Origin of the sequence: Hafnia alvei (genome assembly GCF_964063325.1) — a bacterium.
Taxonomy (GTDB): Bacteria; Pseudomonadota; Gammaproteobacteria; order Enterobacterales; family Enterobacteriaceae; genus Hafnia; species Hafnia alvei_B.
Window position 1 is genome coordinate 4388323 of the sequence record NZ_OZ061315.1, and the last position, 16397, is coordinate 4404719.

General features: G+C 48.2%; 12 protein-coding genes, 1 tRNA gene and 3 rRNA genes. 3 read left to right on the forward strand and 13 right to left on the reverse strand.

Annotated elements, in window-relative coordinates; genetic code table 11:
- Window positions 1–59: 59 nt before the first annotated feature.
- The 7 genes from aceB to AB3Y96_RS20380 all read right to left on the reverse strand — a co-directional run bounded on the left by aceB (window position 60) and on the right by AB3Y96_RS20380 (window position 9794).
- Window positions 60–1658, reverse strand: a complete 1599-nt coding sequence (aceB, locus tag AB3Y96_RS20350) for a malate synthase A (protein ID WP_367300092.1) — start codon at window positions 1656–1658, stop codon at window positions 60–62.
- Between the two features lie 359 nt (window positions 1659–2017).
- Complete coding sequence (metA, locus tag AB3Y96_RS20355; protein ID WP_040045575.1) at window positions 2018–2947, reverse strand: homoserine O-succinyltransferase; 930 nt, start codon at window positions 2945–2947, stop codon at window positions 2018–2020.
- Between the two features lie 148 nt (window positions 2948–3095).
- Window positions 3096–4397, reverse strand: a complete 1302-nt coding sequence (locus AB3Y96_RS20360; RefSeq protein WP_063586291.1) for an MFS family transporter — start codon at window positions 4395–4397, stop codon at window positions 3096–3098.
- A 258-nt stretch (window positions 4398–4655) separates the two neighbouring features.
- Window positions 4656–4771: ribosomal RNA gene (gene rrf / locus AB3Y96_RS20365) — 5S ribosomal RNA — on the reverse strand.
- 120 nt (window positions 4772–4891) lie between these two features.
- Window positions 4892–7800: ribosomal RNA gene (locus AB3Y96_RS20370) — 23S ribosomal RNA — on the reverse strand.
- A 237-nt stretch (window positions 7801–8037) separates the two neighbouring features.
- A tRNA-Glu gene (locus AB3Y96_RS20375) sits at window positions 8038–8113 on the reverse strand.
- Window positions 8114–8251: 138 nt separating this feature from the next.
- A 16S ribosomal RNA gene (locus AB3Y96_RS20380) occupies window positions 8252–9794 on the reverse strand.
- The 16S, 23S and 5S rRNA genes sit together here with 1 tRNA gene alongside, the layout of an rRNA operon.
- A 530-nt stretch (window positions 9795–10324) precedes the next feature.
- Between AB3Y96_RS20380 and AB3Y96_RS20385 the strand changes: the two genes are divergently transcribed.
- The gene (locus tag AB3Y96_RS20385; protein ID WP_367300354.1) at window positions 10325–10891 is read left to right on the forward strand and encodes a gamma carbonic anhydrase family protein; all 567 of its coding nucleotides are present in this window, start codon (window positions 10325–10327) and stop codon (window positions 10889–10891) included.
- Here AB3Y96_RS20385 and AB3Y96_RS20390 read toward each other — a convergent pair.
- The 6 genes from AB3Y96_RS20390 to dprA are packed head-to-tail and all read right to left on the reverse strand — an operon-like array spanning window position 10855 to window position 14650.
- Window positions 10855–11115 carry a DUF1488 domain-containing protein gene (locus tag AB3Y96_RS20390; protein WP_072309476.1) on the reverse strand — a complete coding sequence of 87 codons (261 nt, stop codon included), beginning with the start codon at window positions 11113–11115 and terminating at the stop codon, window positions 10855–10857. The genes AB3Y96_RS20385 and AB3Y96_RS20390 overlap by 37 nt on opposite strands.
- Entirely contained in the window at window positions 11112–11930 is an 819-nt protein-coding gene (gene aroE, locus AB3Y96_RS20395) for a shikimate dehydrogenase (RefSeq protein WP_367300093.1), read from the reverse strand. Before aroE ends, AB3Y96_RS20390 begins: the two co-directional genes overlap by 4 nt.
- 5 nt (window positions 11931–11935) lie before the next feature.
- Window positions 11936–12505 carry an L-threonylcarbamoyladenylate synthase type 1 TsaC gene (gene tsaC, locus AB3Y96_RS20400; RefSeq protein ID WP_367300094.1) on the reverse strand — a complete coding sequence of 190 codons (570 nt, stop codon included), beginning with the start codon at window positions 12503–12505 and terminating at the stop codon, window positions 11936–11938.
- Between the two features lie 6 nt (window positions 12506–12511).
- Window positions 12512–13054: a topoisomerase DNA-binding C4 zinc finger domain-containing protein gene (locus tag AB3Y96_RS20405; RefSeq protein ID WP_367300095.1), complete on the reverse strand. Its 543-nt coding sequence runs from the start codon at window positions 13052–13054 to the stop codon at window positions 12512–12514.
- Between the two features lie 41 nt (window positions 13055–13095).
- Window positions 13096–13569, reverse strand: coding sequence for a DUF494 family protein (locus AB3Y96_RS20410; protein WP_072309472.1), 474 nt, complete (start codon window positions 13567–13569; stop codon window positions 13096–13098).
- On the reverse strand, window positions 13541–14650 hold the full coding sequence (gene dprA, locus AB3Y96_RS20415; RefSeq protein ID WP_367300096.1) for a DNA-protecting protein DprA: 1110 nt from the start codon (window positions 14648–14650) through the stop codon (window positions 13541–13543). Before dprA ends, AB3Y96_RS20410 begins: the two co-directional genes overlap by 29 nt.
- Window positions 14651–14775: 125 nt before the next feature.
- Here dprA and def point away from each other — a divergent pair, with 125 nt between their 5' ends.
- Together def and fmt are read left to right on the forward strand one after the other, a co-directional pair.
- On the forward strand, window positions 14776–15285 hold the full coding sequence (gene def, locus AB3Y96_RS20420; protein ID WP_040046962.1) for a peptide deformylase: 510 nt from the start codon (window positions 14776–14778) through the stop codon (window positions 15283–15285).
- 27 nt (window positions 15286–15312) lie between these two features.
- Window positions 15313–16260: a methionyl-tRNA formyltransferase gene (gene fmt / locus AB3Y96_RS20425; RefSeq protein WP_072309470.1), complete on the forward strand. Its 948-nt coding sequence runs from the start codon at window positions 15313–15315 to the stop codon at window positions 16258–16260.
- Window positions 16261–16397 lie beyond the last annotated feature (137 nt).

Genomic DNA, 16397 nt, shown 5'->3' on the forward strand with positions numbered 1-16397 from the left:
AAGCGCTCCTTGGCTTTTTTCTCTATTTTATGGTTTCGGTATAGGGTTAGTTTTCGTGCTTAATTCAACAGTTCATAACCGGGTAGTGTCAGGAAATCGATCAGCTCACTGCTGGTTGTAATACGTTCCATCAGACCGGCAGCCTCAATAAAACGACCGCTGTCGAAACGTGTATCACCTAGCTCTTGACGAATAACCTGCATCTCTTCTTTCAGTAACTGACGGAAAAGATCTGGGGTAACCTTCTGGCCATTGCTCAGCGTTTTCCCATGGTGGATCCACTGCCAGATTGACGTACGAGAGATCTCCGCCGTCGCCGCATCCTCCATCAAACCGTAGATGGGCACGCAGCCATTACCTGAAATCCATGCTTCAATGTATTGAACGGCAACGCGAATATTGGCACGCATTCCCTCTTCGGTACGCTCGCCAGGGCAAGGCTCCAGCAGTTGTGCTGCGGTAATAAGTTCATCCTTCGAACGCGTTACCTCAAGCTGATTACTGCGCTCACCCAACACGCGGCCAAAAACCTGCATCACTTCATCTGCTAAGCCAGGGTGTGCAACCCAAGTACCGTCATGGCCGTTGTTTGCTTCGAGCTCTTTATCAGCACGAACTTTATCCATCACCCATGCATTGCGCTCAGCGTCTTTGCTAGGAATAAATGCCGCCATTCCGCCCATCGCAAAAGCGCCGCGTCTGTGGCAGGTTTTGATCAGCAAACGTGAATAAGCACTTAAGAACGGTTTTTCCATCGTCACGGACTGACGATCGGGTAAAACACGATCGCTATGGTTTTTCAGCGTTTTGATATAGCTAAAGATGTAATCCCAGCGACCGCAGTTCAAACCCACGATGTGATCGCGCAGACTATGAATGATCTCATCCATCTGGAATACCGCTGGTAGGGTTTCGATCAATACGGTGGCCTTAATTGTTCCACGCGGTAGATCGAAACGATCTTCGGTAAAGCTGAAGATCTCACTCCACCATGCAGTCTCATGGTAAGACTCTGTTTTAGGCAGATAGAAATAAGGACCGCTACCTTTTTTCAATAGTGCTTGGTAATTGTGGAAGAAGTAGAGTGCGAAATCGAACAGCCCACCGGGGATAGGCTCACCCTGCCACGTCACATGCTTTTCAGGCAGATGAAGACCACGCACACGAGCGATTAGCACCGCAGGATTAGGTTTTAGCTGATAGATTTTTCCTGCTTCATTAGTGAAGCTGATGGTGCCATTCACGGCGTCACGCAGGTTGATTTGGCCCTCAATCACTTTGTCCCAGTTTGGGGCGAGTGAATCCTCAAAGTCAGCCATAAAAACTTTAACGTTCGCATTGAGCGCGTTAATCACCATTTTGCGTTCGACCGGCCCTGTGATTTCAACGCGGCGGTCTTGGAGATCGCGAGGTATACCGCGGATTTTCCAATCGGAATTTTTAATGGAATTAGTTTCCGAAATAAAATTTGGCAGTTCACCACGATCTATATTTTGCTGTTGCACCTGACGAGCCGCAAGTAGCTGCTTGCGCTGAGGTGAAAATCGAGCGACTAAGTCAGTTAAAAACTCAATAGCCTCTTCGGTAAGAACTTGCTGCTCCTGACTGCCAAATTGCTGGGTAAATGCCAGCTCAGTATCAACCATCTGTTGTGTCATACTTTATCTCCGCCCTCTGCTAGGGGTACAACCAGAACCCCACTCCTGTCATTTAGCTCACTTTTATACTTCTCATCAGCGACTAAATTTCGTACCAACAGATTAAAGCGTAGACAGTGATTCACCAAAATCAAAAACAATTTCCATTTTTATTATAATTATTTTTATATTCTTTAAATTTCATATAGATAGATGAATATATTAATAACAACAAGAAGAAAACCGGTTCCATTAGATTGTTTAAACACAATAGGCTGTTAATTAAGAAAAAGAATTGGGGGGGGGGATAATTTCTGAGGATGCTGCTAAACGGATATTCAGCAGCATAGGGGAGGTTGGAAATATATAGTGAGCTAGATTTATTCCAGCGTAGGGTTCATGTAACGCAGGTCAAACGGCGTTATCTGGTAAACATAGTAGTTGAGCCAGTTAGTAAACAGTAAGTGCCCATGGCTACGCCATGACGCTTTAGGACTATGTTCCGGGTTATCATCGGGGAAGTAATTAACAGGAACATCTGGAGATAAGCCCGCAGCAACATCGCGGAAATACTCTCCCGACAAAGTATGCGCATCATACTCAGGATGCCCCGTCACAAAAGCCATCCGCTTATCTTTAGTCGCAAATAGGTAAGCACCTGCCTGCTCAGACTCAGCCAAAATATCGAGATCGCTATATTCTCGCAGCACATCCGTTGGGAAATCAGCATAGCGAGAATGCGGAGCCAAGAAGGTTTCATCAAAACCGCGGGTCAAAAGCGCTAACGGCTGCAGCGTTTGATGATGATAAACCCCTGATAGCTTGGTTTCACGCGTCAGCTTAGGAATGCCATAGAGAACATTCAATGCAGCCTGAACCGCCCAGCATACAAACAGCGTAGAGGTTACGTGCTCTTTAGCCCAGTGAACGATCTGTTCAATCTGCGGCCAATACGCTACGTCACAAAAATCGACCAACCCGAGAGGTGCACCGGTGACTATCAGCCCATCAAAATTTTGGTCTTTAATGTCTTCAAAATTACAGTAGAAATTATCCAGATGCTCGGCTGGCGTATTTTTTGACTCACGGCTATCAATGCGCAGCAGCTGTATGTCAATTTGCAGAGGCGAATTGGAAAGCAATCGAAGAAATTGGTTTTCCGTCTCGATCTTTTTAGGCATCAGATTGAGTACCAAAACTTTAAGCGGGCGGATCTCCTGTGTTGCCGCTCGTGAAGAGGGCATGACAAAGACATTTTCATTCCGCAAAAAGCTTACGGCAGGTAATTCATCTGGCACCCTGATTGGCATAATCGCTAGCTCCTAGACTCTGTTAAGAAAGCATCCATATAAACGTTTAGACTTCTAGATGCCTGACGATAACGAGTTTTTACCAGCTTGTACAGCATGCAGGATGAAGTTGAAAATCTTTCATCCTGCATTTTACTAGCAACAATGCTTACATTCTGATTTCTTGGCCTTTTTTATGTAATAGCAATGAAACCAGCATCGCCACAAAGCACATACCTGAAACATACCAGAAGAAGGCAGTTTCAATGCCAGCCGCTTTCATCGACAAGGCGACATATTCAGCAGAACCACCAAACAAAGCATTACCAACGGCATAGGAAAGGCCAACGCCTAACGCACGAACTTCTGGCGGGAACATTTCCGCCTTCAGCAGCCCACCGATTGAGGTGTACAAGCTTACAATCGTTAGCGCTACAACGATGAGGATAAAGGCGAGGTAAGGATTAGTGACATCTTGTAGCGTCGTGAGTATCGGCACCGTCAGCAATGAAGCCAAGGCGCCAAAAGCGATCATTGAGTTTCGACGCCCAACTTTATCTGACAACCCGCCAAAAATAGGCTGCAACAGCATAAAGACGAACAAAGCAGCCGTCATTATCCCGCTCGCCATTTTGGCATCCATACCCGCGGTGTTGACCAAGTATTTCTGCATATAGGTTGTAAACGTATAGAAGCTCAACGAACCTCCAGCGGTAAAACCCAGCACCATCAGGAAAGCTTTCTTGTTATTCCATAAGCCAGACAACGTTCCCGCATCCTTACGCGTTCTGGTTTCTTTGGTTGAAGTCTCATGCAGGGAACGGCGCAGATAAAGTGCAACCACCGCTAATAATGCACCAAGCACAAACGGGACTCGCCAGCCCCATGAGCGTAGCTCTTCGGTGCTCAGCGTCTGCTGTAAAACCACCAAAACCAATAGTGCTAGTAGTTGTCCACCGATCAACGTGACATATTGAAACGATGCATAAAATCCGCGCTTACCCTCTACCGCAACTTCACTCATATAGGTGGCACTGGTTCCATACTCACCGCCAACGGAGAGCCCCTGAAATAATCTAGCAAGCAAGAGGAGCGCGGGCGCCCAATTTCCTATCGCTGCATAGGTTGGAAGGCAAGCGATCACTAGCGATCCGCAACACATCATGCAGACCGAAATCATCATTGATGTTCGGCGGCCATGTTTGTCTGCAATATAGCCGAACATCCACCCACCGATTGGGCGCATAAGAAAACCTGCCGCGAACACGCCAGCGGTTTGTAGGAGTTGAGTCGTGGAGTCCCCACTGGGGAAAAATACGGGAGCAAAATACAATGCACAGAACGAGTATACGTAAAAATCGAACCATTCGACGAGGTTGCCTGATGATGCGCCAACAATCGCCAAAATACGCTTACGCGTGTCATGATCGTCAGGTTGTTGCTCCGTCAGCGACGGGGTGGTATCTGCCATAACAATATCCCTACAGAGGTAAAAGTGTGCGGTGGTCATGTCGCCACGCGCTTCAATGTAAGTTAATTGTTATATATTGGTTAAATAAAGACTTCAATAGCCAACTAACCAATGAAAAAATCATCGGTCACTTGCAGAGTTTTTTGTGATATTGGAGGGGAAATAGCCGTGTTAGCGGTTATTTATTTGATAAAATTTTCAAAATTCCCATAGCAAAAAACCCCAGTCTTTCGACTGAGGTTCTTTACTTGATTTAAAGCCTGGCAGTTCCCTACTCTCGCATGGGGAGACCCCACACTACCATCGGCGCTACGGCGTTTCACTTCTGAGTTCGGCATGGGGTCAGGTGGGACCACCGCGCTATCGCCGCCAGGCATATTCTGTTATTTGTACCGCTCTCTGTATTTCTACAGCTAGCCATACAAACCAATCTGTTCACAAGCCTACTCTTTGTGTTTTCGCGTCTCTGCGTCTTAAAACACCTTCGGTGTTGTAAGGTTAAGCCTCACGGATCATTAGTACTGGTTAGCTCAACGTATCGCTACGCTTACACACCCAGCCTATCAACGTCTTAGTCTTAAACGTTCCTTTAGGAGACTCAAGGTCTCAGGGAAGACTCATCTCGAGGCAAGTTTCGCGCTTAGATGCTTTCAGCGCTTATCTTTTCCGCATTTAGCTACCGGGCAATGCCATTGGCATGACAACCCGAACACCAGTGATGCGTCCACTCCGGTCCTCTCGTACTAGGAGCAGCCCCTCTCAATCTTCCAACGCCCACGGCAGATAGGGACCGAACTGTCTCACGACGTTCTAAACCCAGCTCGCGTACCACTTTAAATGGCGAACAGCCATACCCTTGGGACCTACTTCAGCCCCAGGATGTGATGAGCCGACATCGAGGTGCCAAACACCGCCGTCGATATGAACTCTTGGGCGGTATCAGCCTGTTATCCCCGGAGTACCTTTTATCCGTTGAGCGATGGCCCTTCCATTCAGAACCACCGGATCACTATGACCTACTTTCGTACCTGCTCGAGCCGTCACTCTCGCAGTCAAGCTAGCTTATGCCATTGCACTAACCTCACGATGTCCGACCGTGATTAGCTAACCTTCGTGCTCCTCCGTTACTCTTTAGGAGGAGACCGCCCCAGTCAAACTACCCACCAGACACTGTCCTCAATCCCGATTAGGGACCGGAGTTAGAACATCAAACATTAAAGGGTGGTATTTCAAGGTTGGCTCCACGCAGACTGGCGTCCACGCTTCAAAGCCTCCCACCTATCCTACACATCAAGGCTCAATGTTCAGTGTCAAGCTATAGTAAAGGTTCACGGGGTCTTTCCGTCTTGCCGCGGGTACACTGCATCTTCACAGCGAGTTCAATTTCACTGAGTCTCGGGTGGAGACAGCCTGGCCATCATTACGCCATTCGTGCAGGTCGGAACTTACCCGACAAGGAATTTCGCTACCTTAGGACCGTTATAGTTACGGCCGCCGTTTACTGGGGCTTCGATCAAGAGCTTCGCCTTGCGGCTGACCCCATCAATTAACCTTCCAGCACCGGGCAGGCGTCACACCGTATACGTCCACTTTCGTGTTTGCACAGTGCTGTGTTTTTATTAAACAGTTGCAGCCAGCTGGTATCTTCGACTGGCTTCAGCTCCATCCGCAAGGGACTTCACCTACGCGCCAGCGTGCCTTCTCCCGAAGTTACGGCACCATTTTGCCTAGTTCCTTCACCCGAGTTCTCTCAAGCGCCTTGGTATTCTCTACCTGACCACCTGTGTCGGTTTGGGGTACGATTCAATGTTACCTAGAGCTTAGAGGCTTTTCCTGGAAGCTTGGCATCAACTACTTCATCACCGTAGTGACTCGTCATCACGCCTCAGGGTTGATAAAAGCACGGATTTACCAATGCTTTCCCCCTACACGCTTAAACCGGGACAACCGTCGCCCGGATAGCCTAGCCTTCTCCGTCCCCCCTTCGCAGTAACACCGAGTACAGGAATATTAACCTGTTTCCCATCGACTACGCCTTTCGGCCTCGCCTTAGGGGTCGACTCACCCTGCCCCGATTAACGTTGGACAGGAACCCTTGGTCTTCCGGCGAGCGGGTTTTTCACCCGCTTTATCGTTACTTATGTCAGCATTCGCACTTCTGATACCTCCAGCAACCCTCACAGGCCACCTTCAACGGCTTACAGAACGCTCCCCTACCCAACAACACCTAAGTGTCGCTGCCGCAGCTTCGGTGCATAGTTTAGCCCCGTTACATCTTCCGCGCAGGCCGACTCGACCAGTGAGCTATTACGCTTTCTTTAAATGATGGCTGCTTCTAAGCCAACATCCTGGCTGTCTATGCCTTCCCACATCGTTTCCCACTTAACTATGACTTTGGGACCTTAGCTGGCGGTCTGGGTTGTTTCCCTCTTCACGACGGACGTTAGCACCCGCCGTGTGTCTCCCGTGATAACATTCTTCGGTATTCGTAGTTTGCATCGAGTTGGTAAGTCGGGATGACCCCCTAGTCGAAACAGTGCTCTACCCCCGAAGATGAGTTCACGAGGCGCTACCTAAATAGCTTTCGGGGAGAACCAGCTATCTCCCGGTTTGATTGGCCTTTCACCCCCAGCCACAAGTCATCCGCTAATTTTTCAACATTAGTCGGTTCGGTCCTCCAGTTAGTGTTACCCAACCTTCAACCTGCCCATGGCTAGATCACCGGGTTTCGGGTCTATACCTTGCAACTTGACGCCCAGTTAAGACTCGGTTTCCCTACGGCTCCCCTATTCGGTTAACCTTGCTACAAAATATAAGTCGCTGACCCATTATACAAAAGGTACGCAGTCACCCCATAAAAGAGGCTCCCACTGCTTGTACGTACACGGTTTCAGGTTCTATTTCACTCCCCTCGCCGGGGTTCTTTTCGCCTTTCCCTCACGGTACTGGTTCACTATCGGTCAGTCAGGAGTATTTAGCCTTGGAGGATGGTCCCCCCATATTCAGACAGGATGTCACGTGTCCCGCCCTACTCATCGAACTCACAACATATGCATTTTCAAGTACGGGGCTATCACCCTGTATCGCCGGACTTTCCAGACCGTTCCTCTGACACATACGCTGATTAAGGTTCTGGGCTGTTCCCCGTTCGCTCGCCGCTACTAGGGGAATCTCGGTTGATTTCTTTTCCTCAGGGTACTTAGATGTTTCAGTTCCCCTGGTTCGCTTCGTTAAGCTATGTATTCACTTAACGATAGTGTGACGAATCACACTGGGTTTCCCCATTCGGAAATCGTCGGTTATAACGCTTCATATCAGCTTACCGACGCTTATCGCAGATTAGCACGTCCTTCATCGCCTCTGACTGCCTAGGCATCCACCGTGTACGCTTAGTCACTTAACCTCACAACCCGAAGGTGTCTTTTTAGTGAACACGGTTACGAACCGGTTCAAGACAGCATTCAAGATTGCAAAAAATTGAGAGACTGCTTAATGCAAACTGTGTCAGTGTGTCTCACAGTTGCTTAAGCTTTCAAATTTCAGCTTGTTCCAGATTGTTAAAGAGCAATATCTTAAACACGACTTAATAAAGTCATCTTTAAGATATTCAGGTGATAATGTCTTTCACTCATTATCGGAATGGCGTCCCCAAGGGGATTCGAACCCCTGTTACAGCCGTGAAAGGGCAGTGTCCTAGGCCTCTAGACGATGGGGACACGAAAATACCGACAAAGCTTGCGCTTTCTCGTTTCGTATCAGCATGAGTCTTAAAACTCACAACATCAACAGGTGCTCTTGCTCATTAATTTCATCAGACAATCTGTGTGGACACTGCACTTAACGCTATCTTTAGGTAAGGAGGTGATCCAACCGCAGGTTCCCCTACGGTTACCTTGTTACGACTTCACCCCAGTCATGAATCACAAAGTGGTAAGCGCCCTCCCGAAGGTTAAGCTACCTACTTCTTTTGCAACCCACTCCCATGGTGTGACGGGCGGTGTGTACAAGGCCCGGGAACGTATTCACCGTAGCATTCTGATCTACGATTACTAGCGATTCCGACTTCATGGAGTCGAGTTGCAGACTCCAATCCGGACTACGACATACTTTATGAGGTCCGCTTGCTCTCGCGAGTTCGCTTCTCTTTGTATATGCCATTGTAGCACGTGTGTAGCCCTACTCGTAAGGGCCATGATGACTTGACGTCATCCCCACCTTCCTCCGGTTTATCACCGGCAGTCTCCTTTGAGTTCCCACCATTACGTGCTGGCAACAAAGGATAAGGGTTGCGCTCGTTGCGGGACTTAACCCAACATTTCACAACACGAGCTGACGACAGCCATGCAGCACCTGTCTCAGAGTTCCCGAAGGCACCAAAGCATCTCTGCTAAGTTCTCTGGATGTCAAGAGTAGGTAAGGTTCTTCGCGTTGCATCGAATTAAACCACATGCTCCACCGCTTGTGCGGGCCCCCGTCAATTCATTTGAGTTTTAACCTTGCGGCCGTACTCCCCAGGCGGTCGACTTAACGCGTTAGCTCCGGAAGCCACGCCTCAAGGGCACAACCTCCAAGTCGACATCGTTTACAGCGTGGACTACCAGGGTATCTAATCCTGTTTGCTCCCCACGCTTTCGCACCTGAGCGTCAGTCTTTGTCCAGGGGGCCGCCTTCGCCACCGGTATTCCTCCAGATCTCTACGCATTTCACCGCTACACCTGGAATTCTACCCCCCTCTACAAGACTCTAGCTGACCAGTTTCAAATGCAGTTCCCAAGTTAAGCTCGGGGATTTCACATCTGACTTAATCAACCGCCTGCGTGCGCTTTACGCCCAGTAATTCCGATTAACGCTTGCACCCTCCGTATTACCGCGGCTGCTGGCACGGAGTTAGCCGGTGCTTCTTCTGCGAGTAACGTCAATCACTGCGGTTATTAACCACAATGCCTTCCTCCTCGCTGAAAGTACTTTACAACCCGAAGGCCTTCTTCATACACGCGGCATGGCTGCATCAGGCTTGCGCCCATTGTGCAATATTCCCCACTGCTGCCTCCCGTAGGAGTCTGGACCGTGTCTCAGTTCCAGTGTGGCTGGTCATCCTCTCAGACCAGCTAGAGATCGTCGCCTAGGTGAGCCATTACCCCACCTACTAGCTAATCCCATCTGGGCACATCTGATGGCGTGAGGCCCGAAGGTCCCCCACTTTGGTCCGAAGACGTCATGCGGTATTAGCTACCGTTTCCAGTAGTTATCCCCCTCCATCAGGCAGTTTCCCAGACATTACTCACCCGTCCGCCGCTCGTCACCCAGAGAGCAAGCTCTCTTGTGCTACCGCTCGACTTGCATGTGTTAGGCCTGCCGCCAGCGTTCAATCTGAGCCATGATCAAACTCTTCAATTAAAAGCTTGATTTGCTTAAACAAGTTAAGCGATGCTCGAAAATTAACTTTCGTAATAATTCAACTAAATGAATTACTGCTTGGTCACTCTTCAAGACTTTAATATTTTATCGTCCGAGGACGTTAGATATTGTCTTGTGAGTGCCCACACAGATTGTCTGATAAATTGTTAAAGAGCAGTGAGTTAGGAGACTAAGCTTGCTAACTCGAGGTGGCGTATAATACGCTTTCCTCTTTCAGAGTCAACCCTAAATTTCAGGATTTTTTCTCTTGCGATTTCTTATCGAAACCGCCGATACGGTGTGAAGTAATTCACATGTTCCGTGTCGATGGAGGCGCATTATAGGGAGTTCTCGCGGGCTGACAACCCTTAATTTCCATTAAATTGATCGTTTGCTGCATTCCACAGCAAAACCCCGCTTTATACCCATTTGTGCACAAGTTTATCCACAGATATAAGGATCCATCAGTTGAGTTTTCACTTGTGCGCGATAGTATTGGCTATATCCATTCTTCTTTTGGCGTCCTTTTTATGTCTTTTTCTATCCGTCCCTATCTCTCTTTACACCCAAAGATCGAAAATCGTGTATTTATTGATCCCACCAGCACAATAATTGGTGCAGTAGATCTGGCAGATGACGTAAGTATCTGGCCCCTAGTCGCGATCCGAGGAGATGTTAACTATGTTTCCATTGGAGCTCGCTCCAATATTCAGGATGGGACGGTTATTCACGTCACCCATAAATCGGCGAGCAACCCTGAAGGCCTACCTACGATCATCGGAGAGGATGTCACCGTAGGTCATAAAGCCATGCTTCACGGCTGTACCATCGGCGATAGAGTACTTATTGGTATGGGGAGCATCATTTTGGATGGTGCAATAGTAGAAGACGATGTGATCATTGGGGCAGGTAGTTTAGTTTCGCCAGGCAAACGCTTAGAGAGTGGGTATATGTATTTTGGCAGCCCTGCCCGGCAAGTTCGCCTATTAACAGAAGAAGAAAAAGCAGGGTTGCTGTATTCAGCGAATAACTATGTCCGTTGGAAAGACGACTATCTCTCTCAACCAGAGATCCATACCCAACCATCTTCGCTATAGTCTTCATTCAGGATCTTGTGTTCTGCTATATCTTCAAGATCCCAACGCAGCGATCTAAAAAGAATCAAAGGATCAACATTCTGTCGATCCTTTGACATGCGCTTAAGCTCTTCTATATAGATAGCACAACATATTTGAAAGCCGTTTATTGTTGCAGGGAATAATACGGCTCTCTTATTCGCATCCCATTCTTCTTGATCGGGAAACTGTATCGCTTGATTCATAACGCCGATTCATCACGCATGATTTGCAGCACCGGTGAGATTTCAGGCATCACATCATTCCACAATAAGAATGCATGAGCAGCCTGCCCCACCAACATGCCAAACCCATCGGCTAGCTGATGCGCACCTTGTGCTTTCGCCCAAGCTAAGAAAGGTGTAAGCCCTTTCTGATAGAACATGTCATAACAGGCCGTGTTCTCATCAATAACCTCTGCGGGTATTTGCGGGATTTCGCCATGAATACCCGAAGCTGTTGCATTGATAATCAGATCAAAGCGTCTTGTTGATAGCGCACCAAACTCTACGGCATCAATATTTCCCAAATGGCTAAACACGTTTGCCAACTCTTGAGCACGGCTATCGGTTCTATTAGCTATCGTGAGGTCACAGTCTAAAGAGAGAATCGGTTGGATAACTCCTCGAGCTGCGCCACCAGCCCCTAACAGCAAAACTTTTGCCTGAGGAGCAATCATGCCTAAACGTTCAAGATCGCTAAGCAAACCTATACCGTCAGTGTTATCCCCCAACAATCGGCCATCGTCTAATAACTTAAGCGTGTTAACCGCCCCCGCCAATGAGGCTCTTTCCGTTAGCTCATCTGCGAGTTCATAAGCTTGCTCTTTGAAAGGGGTAGTAATGTTTGCCCCAATAGCGCCACCAGCAAAGAACAACTGGATACTTTTCTGAAAGTCATCAAGTGGAGCAAGCCGAGTTTCATAATTAAGCTCAATCCCAGTCTGCTGGCTAAACAGATGATGGATGCGTGGCGACTTACTGTGTTTAATCGGATTACCGAAGACGGCAAACTGCTTCATCACCATTATCCTTGTCTGAACAATTCGCCGGTCAACGCATCACGGATTTCGGATGGGTTCAAGCGCCCACCAACACCAGCGTCAACAACAGGGAAGGAGTTACCAAACTGCATACGAACCTCTTGGGCCGTGCGACAAGGTTCTAGGCCACTGAGGTTGGCGCTTGTCGATACCAGCGGTTTACCAAACTGCGTACATAAGGTTTGCACCAATGGATGGTCGCTAACTCGAACGGCTATCGTTGAGAAGCGGCCAGTAAGCCACTTTGGTGTAGAGCTTTTGGCAGGCATCACCCACGTTACAGGCCCTGGCCAATAAGAAAAGACCTCTGCGCGTCTTTCACCCGACAATTTGGCATCATCGACATACGACAATAGCTGCTCATAATTAGCGGCAATCAGGATCAGACCTTTTTCCCATGTCCGTTGTTTTAGGTCGAGTAATGCATGCACGGCGCGTTCACTATCAGGATCGCAGCCCAAGCCAAAAACAGCCTCGGTAGGGTACGCCACAACTTTTTTATTTTTTAGCGCATTCAGTACATTTTCTAGCGATGTATTTTGTTCTTTATTCATTATCTTCTATTCGTTTACCACGGCTTTGCCGCAGAGTTTGCTTGCACAAAATAGTTTAACGCCCTGTGCAGTTCGCTTTTCTACTAACAGCGGATAGTGACAATAGCCACATACCCCCTCAATAGGTTTTAGATTTATCGCGAACTGACACTCTGGATATCGATCGCAGGCATGAAAAATTTTGCCATAACGGGATTTTCGTTGAAGTAGCTGCCCTTGTTGACACTGAGGACAAGTAATAGAGGTGTTATCCGGTTTATCGATAACCTCAGTATGGTCACAATCAGGATAGGCACCGCAGCCAATGAACATCCCGTAACGTCCCTGCCGCAATACCAGCGTTGTACCACATTTAGGACACAGTTGGCCGTCCAGAACTTTAACGACGTGTCCATCCGACTGTGGTTTAAGCGGGCGGATAAACTGGCATTCTGGATAGCGTGAACAGCCGAGAAACGGCCCATGTTTGCCGCTGCGCATAACTAACTCAGCGCCGCACTCGGGACAATTTTCTGTATTTTTAACCGCAAGCAATGTTGCCTGACTCATAAATAGTTTCTTAATTCTTAGGGCATCCCTTTAGTGCAGATTTAGTGCAGGTAACCCTCGTTAACTTCAAACAGCAGTTCTTCCATCTGTTCATAGGCGTGCTCATGGCCGGGTACATTAAACAAAACCATCAGCACTACCCATTTCAAGTCTTCAAGATCGAACTGATCCGCATCCAGCGCCATCACACGATCAATGACCATTTCTCTTGTTTCTGGAGTTAACACCTGTATTTGTTCAAGAAAAAGCAGAAACCCTCGGCAAGCACAATCAAGGCGCATGGCCTCATCATCCGTATAAATGCGCATGACATGGGGGTCTGCGCATGAAATATACGGCATAGCGTCAGCCTCTTGCATCATAGCAAGTTTTTCTAACCAACCGAGGGCGCTATATATATCTTCCCGCTCAAACCCCGCACGCGTTAAATCATCGGTTAACTTATCTTGATCAACCTGCATCCCAGATGCTGTGTGTATATAGGTTTCAAACAGGTACATTAATACGTCGAACATGGCTAGCCCTCTTCAGTCGGACATAGCCGCCGGACACAGCTTTAATCCATCCTGCTAACTCCAGATCGAGCAAAGCCACCGCGATCTCTGGCACAGGTTGGCCGACACGTTCGGCGACGACGTCAACAGATGTCACCTCATATTCTACGTTAGCCAACACCTCGGCAAATGGCAATTCCGCAACGTCTTGCTCAGGATAAATAATTTCTGGGCTAGGGCTTGGTAACCAATGCAGGCCACCAATTTGTTCAATAATATCCTTAGGATGCGCCACTAAATAAGCACCCTGCTGAATCAGCCAATTGGAACCTGCGCTTTGCAGGTTATCAATAGAACCAGGGATAGCAAATACATCCTTTCCCTGCTCGAGGGCACAACGAGCAGTTATCAGCGTGCCACTTTTCTCTGCGGCCTCAACAATCAGCACTCCCTCACTCAACCCACTAATAATACGGTTCCGACGCGGGAAATACTCCGCTCTGGCTTTGGTGCTGGGAGGAAATTCAGAAACAATTGCACCGTGGTTTGCCACAATGCGTGACGCAAGATGTTCGTGACAGGCAGGATAAAGCCGCGCTATTCCACAACCCAGTACAGCAATGGTTGTTCCCTGAGTTTCCAGGCATGCGCGATGCGCAATGCCATCAATACCTAATGCAAGACCGCTGGTTATTACTAGCCCCGCAGCTGAAAGCTCACTGGAAAAATAGGTCGCGCATGTTTCGCCATAGTCGCTATAACGCCGACTACCTACGATAGCAATTTGGGTCTGAGAGAGACACTCTGCGTTTCCCTTCACAAATAAAACCGGCGGTGGGCTCGCAATATTTTTCAGTTTTTCTGGATACCGAAGATCATCACAGCTAATGAGCTCGTTTTCCTGCTGGCTAAGCCAGTTCAGGTCGGCCTCAATATGTTCAGCTGCTAGAAATTTCTGCGCTTGGTTCTCAGTCAACCCCAGTTTTCGCAGCAAGAGAACGTTTGGTTTGCCTTCAGAACAATGCTGCACAATAGCAAAACACTGCGGCAAAGAAACTTTTTGCAGTCGACTCAGCCGGAGCCATATTTCCTGAACATCCATGTTTGCCCCTTGTGCAGCCTGCACCTATGTGTTCAATAGGTGAACAATACTGTCAATCAGGGCCGGAAATGTCTAGAATAGTGAGTGACAATCATTCCACTACTCAGAGACAGATCGAATAATTTATGGCGGTATTGCAGGTATTACATTTCCCCGATGAGCGGCTCCGCACAGTGGCGCAGCCGGTAAAAGAAGTCACACCAGAAATTCAGCGTATCGTTGATGACATGTTTGACACCATGTACGCAGAAGAAGGTATTGGTCTGGCTGCCACCCAGGTAGACGTTCACCAGCGTATTATCGTCATTGATGTGTCTGAAAACCACGATCAGCGCTTAGTTCTGATCAATCCAGAATTACTCTCCAGCGAAGGTGAAACGGGTATTGAAGAGGGTTGCCTCTCTGTTCCTGAGCATCGTGCATTAGTTCCACGCGCTGAGCGAGTCAAAATTCGTGCTCTCGATCGTGAAGGTAAACCTTTCGAGCTTGAAGCAGACGATCTGCTCGCTATCTGTATTCAGCATGAAATGGATCATTTGATCGGAAAATTATTTGTCGATTACCTCTCGCCTCTGAAGCGTCAGCGTATCCGTCAGAAACTGGAGAAGCTGTATAAACAGCAAACCAGAGGCTAATTAGTCCATCATTAGCAGGAAACAACATTGTCTGATTCTTTGCGTATTATTTTTGCGGGAACTCCCGATTTTGCAGCGCGTCATCTTGACGCGCTTTTGTCTTCCCAGCATCAAATCGTTGGTGTATTTACTCAGCCCGATCGCCCTGCTGGACGCGGCAATAAACTCACACCAAGCCCAGTCAAGGTATTAGCACAACAGCATGATCTGCCTGTGTTTCAGCCCGCATCACTACGTCCTGAAGAAAACCAGAAGCTGGTTTCTGACCTTAACGCGGATGTTATGGTCGTGGTTGCCTATGGTTTGATCCTGCCTAAAGCCGTGCTAGACATGCCTCGCCTCGGCTGCATTAACGTACATGGTTCTCTACTTCCACGCTGGCGTGGCGCAGCGCCTATCCAGCGCGCGCTCTGGGCGGGTGATGCAGAAACCGGTGTCACCATTATGCAAATGGACGTAGGTCTAGATACCGGCGACATGCTGCATAAAGTCTCTTGCCCAATTACCTCTCAAGATACCAGCGCAACGTTGTACGATAAGTTGGCAGATCTAGGCCCACAGGGCCTCATCACCACGCTGACTCAATTAGCCAATGGAACTGCTGTACCTGAGAAACAGGATGAAGCATTAGTTACCTATGCTGAAAAACTCAGCAAGGACGAAGCCCGTCTGAATTGGACTCTTTCAGCCGTTCAGCTTGAACGTTGCGTCCGCTCTTTCAATCCATGGCCTGTCAGTTTCTTTATGATTGATGAGCAACCGGTAAAAGTGTGGCAGTCTCAAGCATTAGACGCGGAGCATAACCAAGCGCCGGGAACCATCATCAGTGCAGATAAACAGGGCATCGCCGTGGCTACCGCGGAGGGTATCTTACTGATGACTCAGCTACAGCCTTCTGGCAAAAAAAGCATGTCCGCGCAGGATTTATTGAATTCTCGTCGCGAATGGTTCACTCCGGGCAATTGTCTCGAGTAAGCAATTTACGATTGCGTAAAGGGCCCACTTGGACCCTTTTTGTTTGAAATTGACGCAAAACAGTCTCTAAACTTCAAACCAGCCCCCTATTCGCGGTAAACTTCGCGTAATAATTCAAATTCTTAATTTATGCTGCA

Coding starts and splice junctions, on each gene's coding strand:
- aceB (WP_367300092.1), bottom strand. CDS start 1,658: ATGACACAACAGATGGTTGATACTGAGCTGGCATTTACCCAGCAATTT.
- metA (WP_040045575.1), bottom strand. CDS start 2,947: ATGCCAATCAGGGTGCCAGATGAATTACCTGCCGTAAGCTTTTTGCGG.
- AB3Y96_RS20360 (WP_063586291.1), bottom strand. CDS start 4,397: ATGGCAGATACCACCCCGTCGCTGACGGAGCAACAACCTGACGATCAT.
- AB3Y96_RS20385 (WP_367300354.1), top strand. CDS start 10,325: ATGTCTTTTTCTATCCGTCCCTATCTCTCTTTACACCCAAAGATCGAA.
- AB3Y96_RS20390 (WP_072309476.1), bottom strand. CDS start 11,115: ATGAATCAAGCGATACAGTTTCCCGATCAAGAAGAATGGGATGCGAAT.
- aroE (WP_367300093.1), bottom strand. CDS start 11,930: ATGAAGCAGTTTGCCGTCTTCGGTAATCCGATTAAACACAGTAAGTCG.
- tsaC (WP_367300094.1), bottom strand. CDS start 12,505: ATGAATAAAGAACAAAATACATCGCTAGAAAATGTACTGAATGCGCTA.
- AB3Y96_RS20405 (WP_367300095.1), bottom strand. CDS start 13,054: ATGAGTCAGGCAACATTGCTTGCGGTTAAAAATACAGAAAATTGTCCC.
- AB3Y96_RS20410 (WP_072309472.1), bottom strand. CDS start 13,569: ATGTTCGACGTATTAATGTACCTGTTTGAAACCTATATACACACAGCA.
- dprA (WP_367300096.1), bottom strand. CDS start 14,650: ATGGATGTTCAGGAAATATGGCTCCGGCTGAGTCGACTGCAAAAAGTT.
- def (WP_040046962.1), top strand. CDS start 14,776: ATGGCGGTATTGCAGGTATTACATTTCCCCGATGAGCGGCTCCGCACA.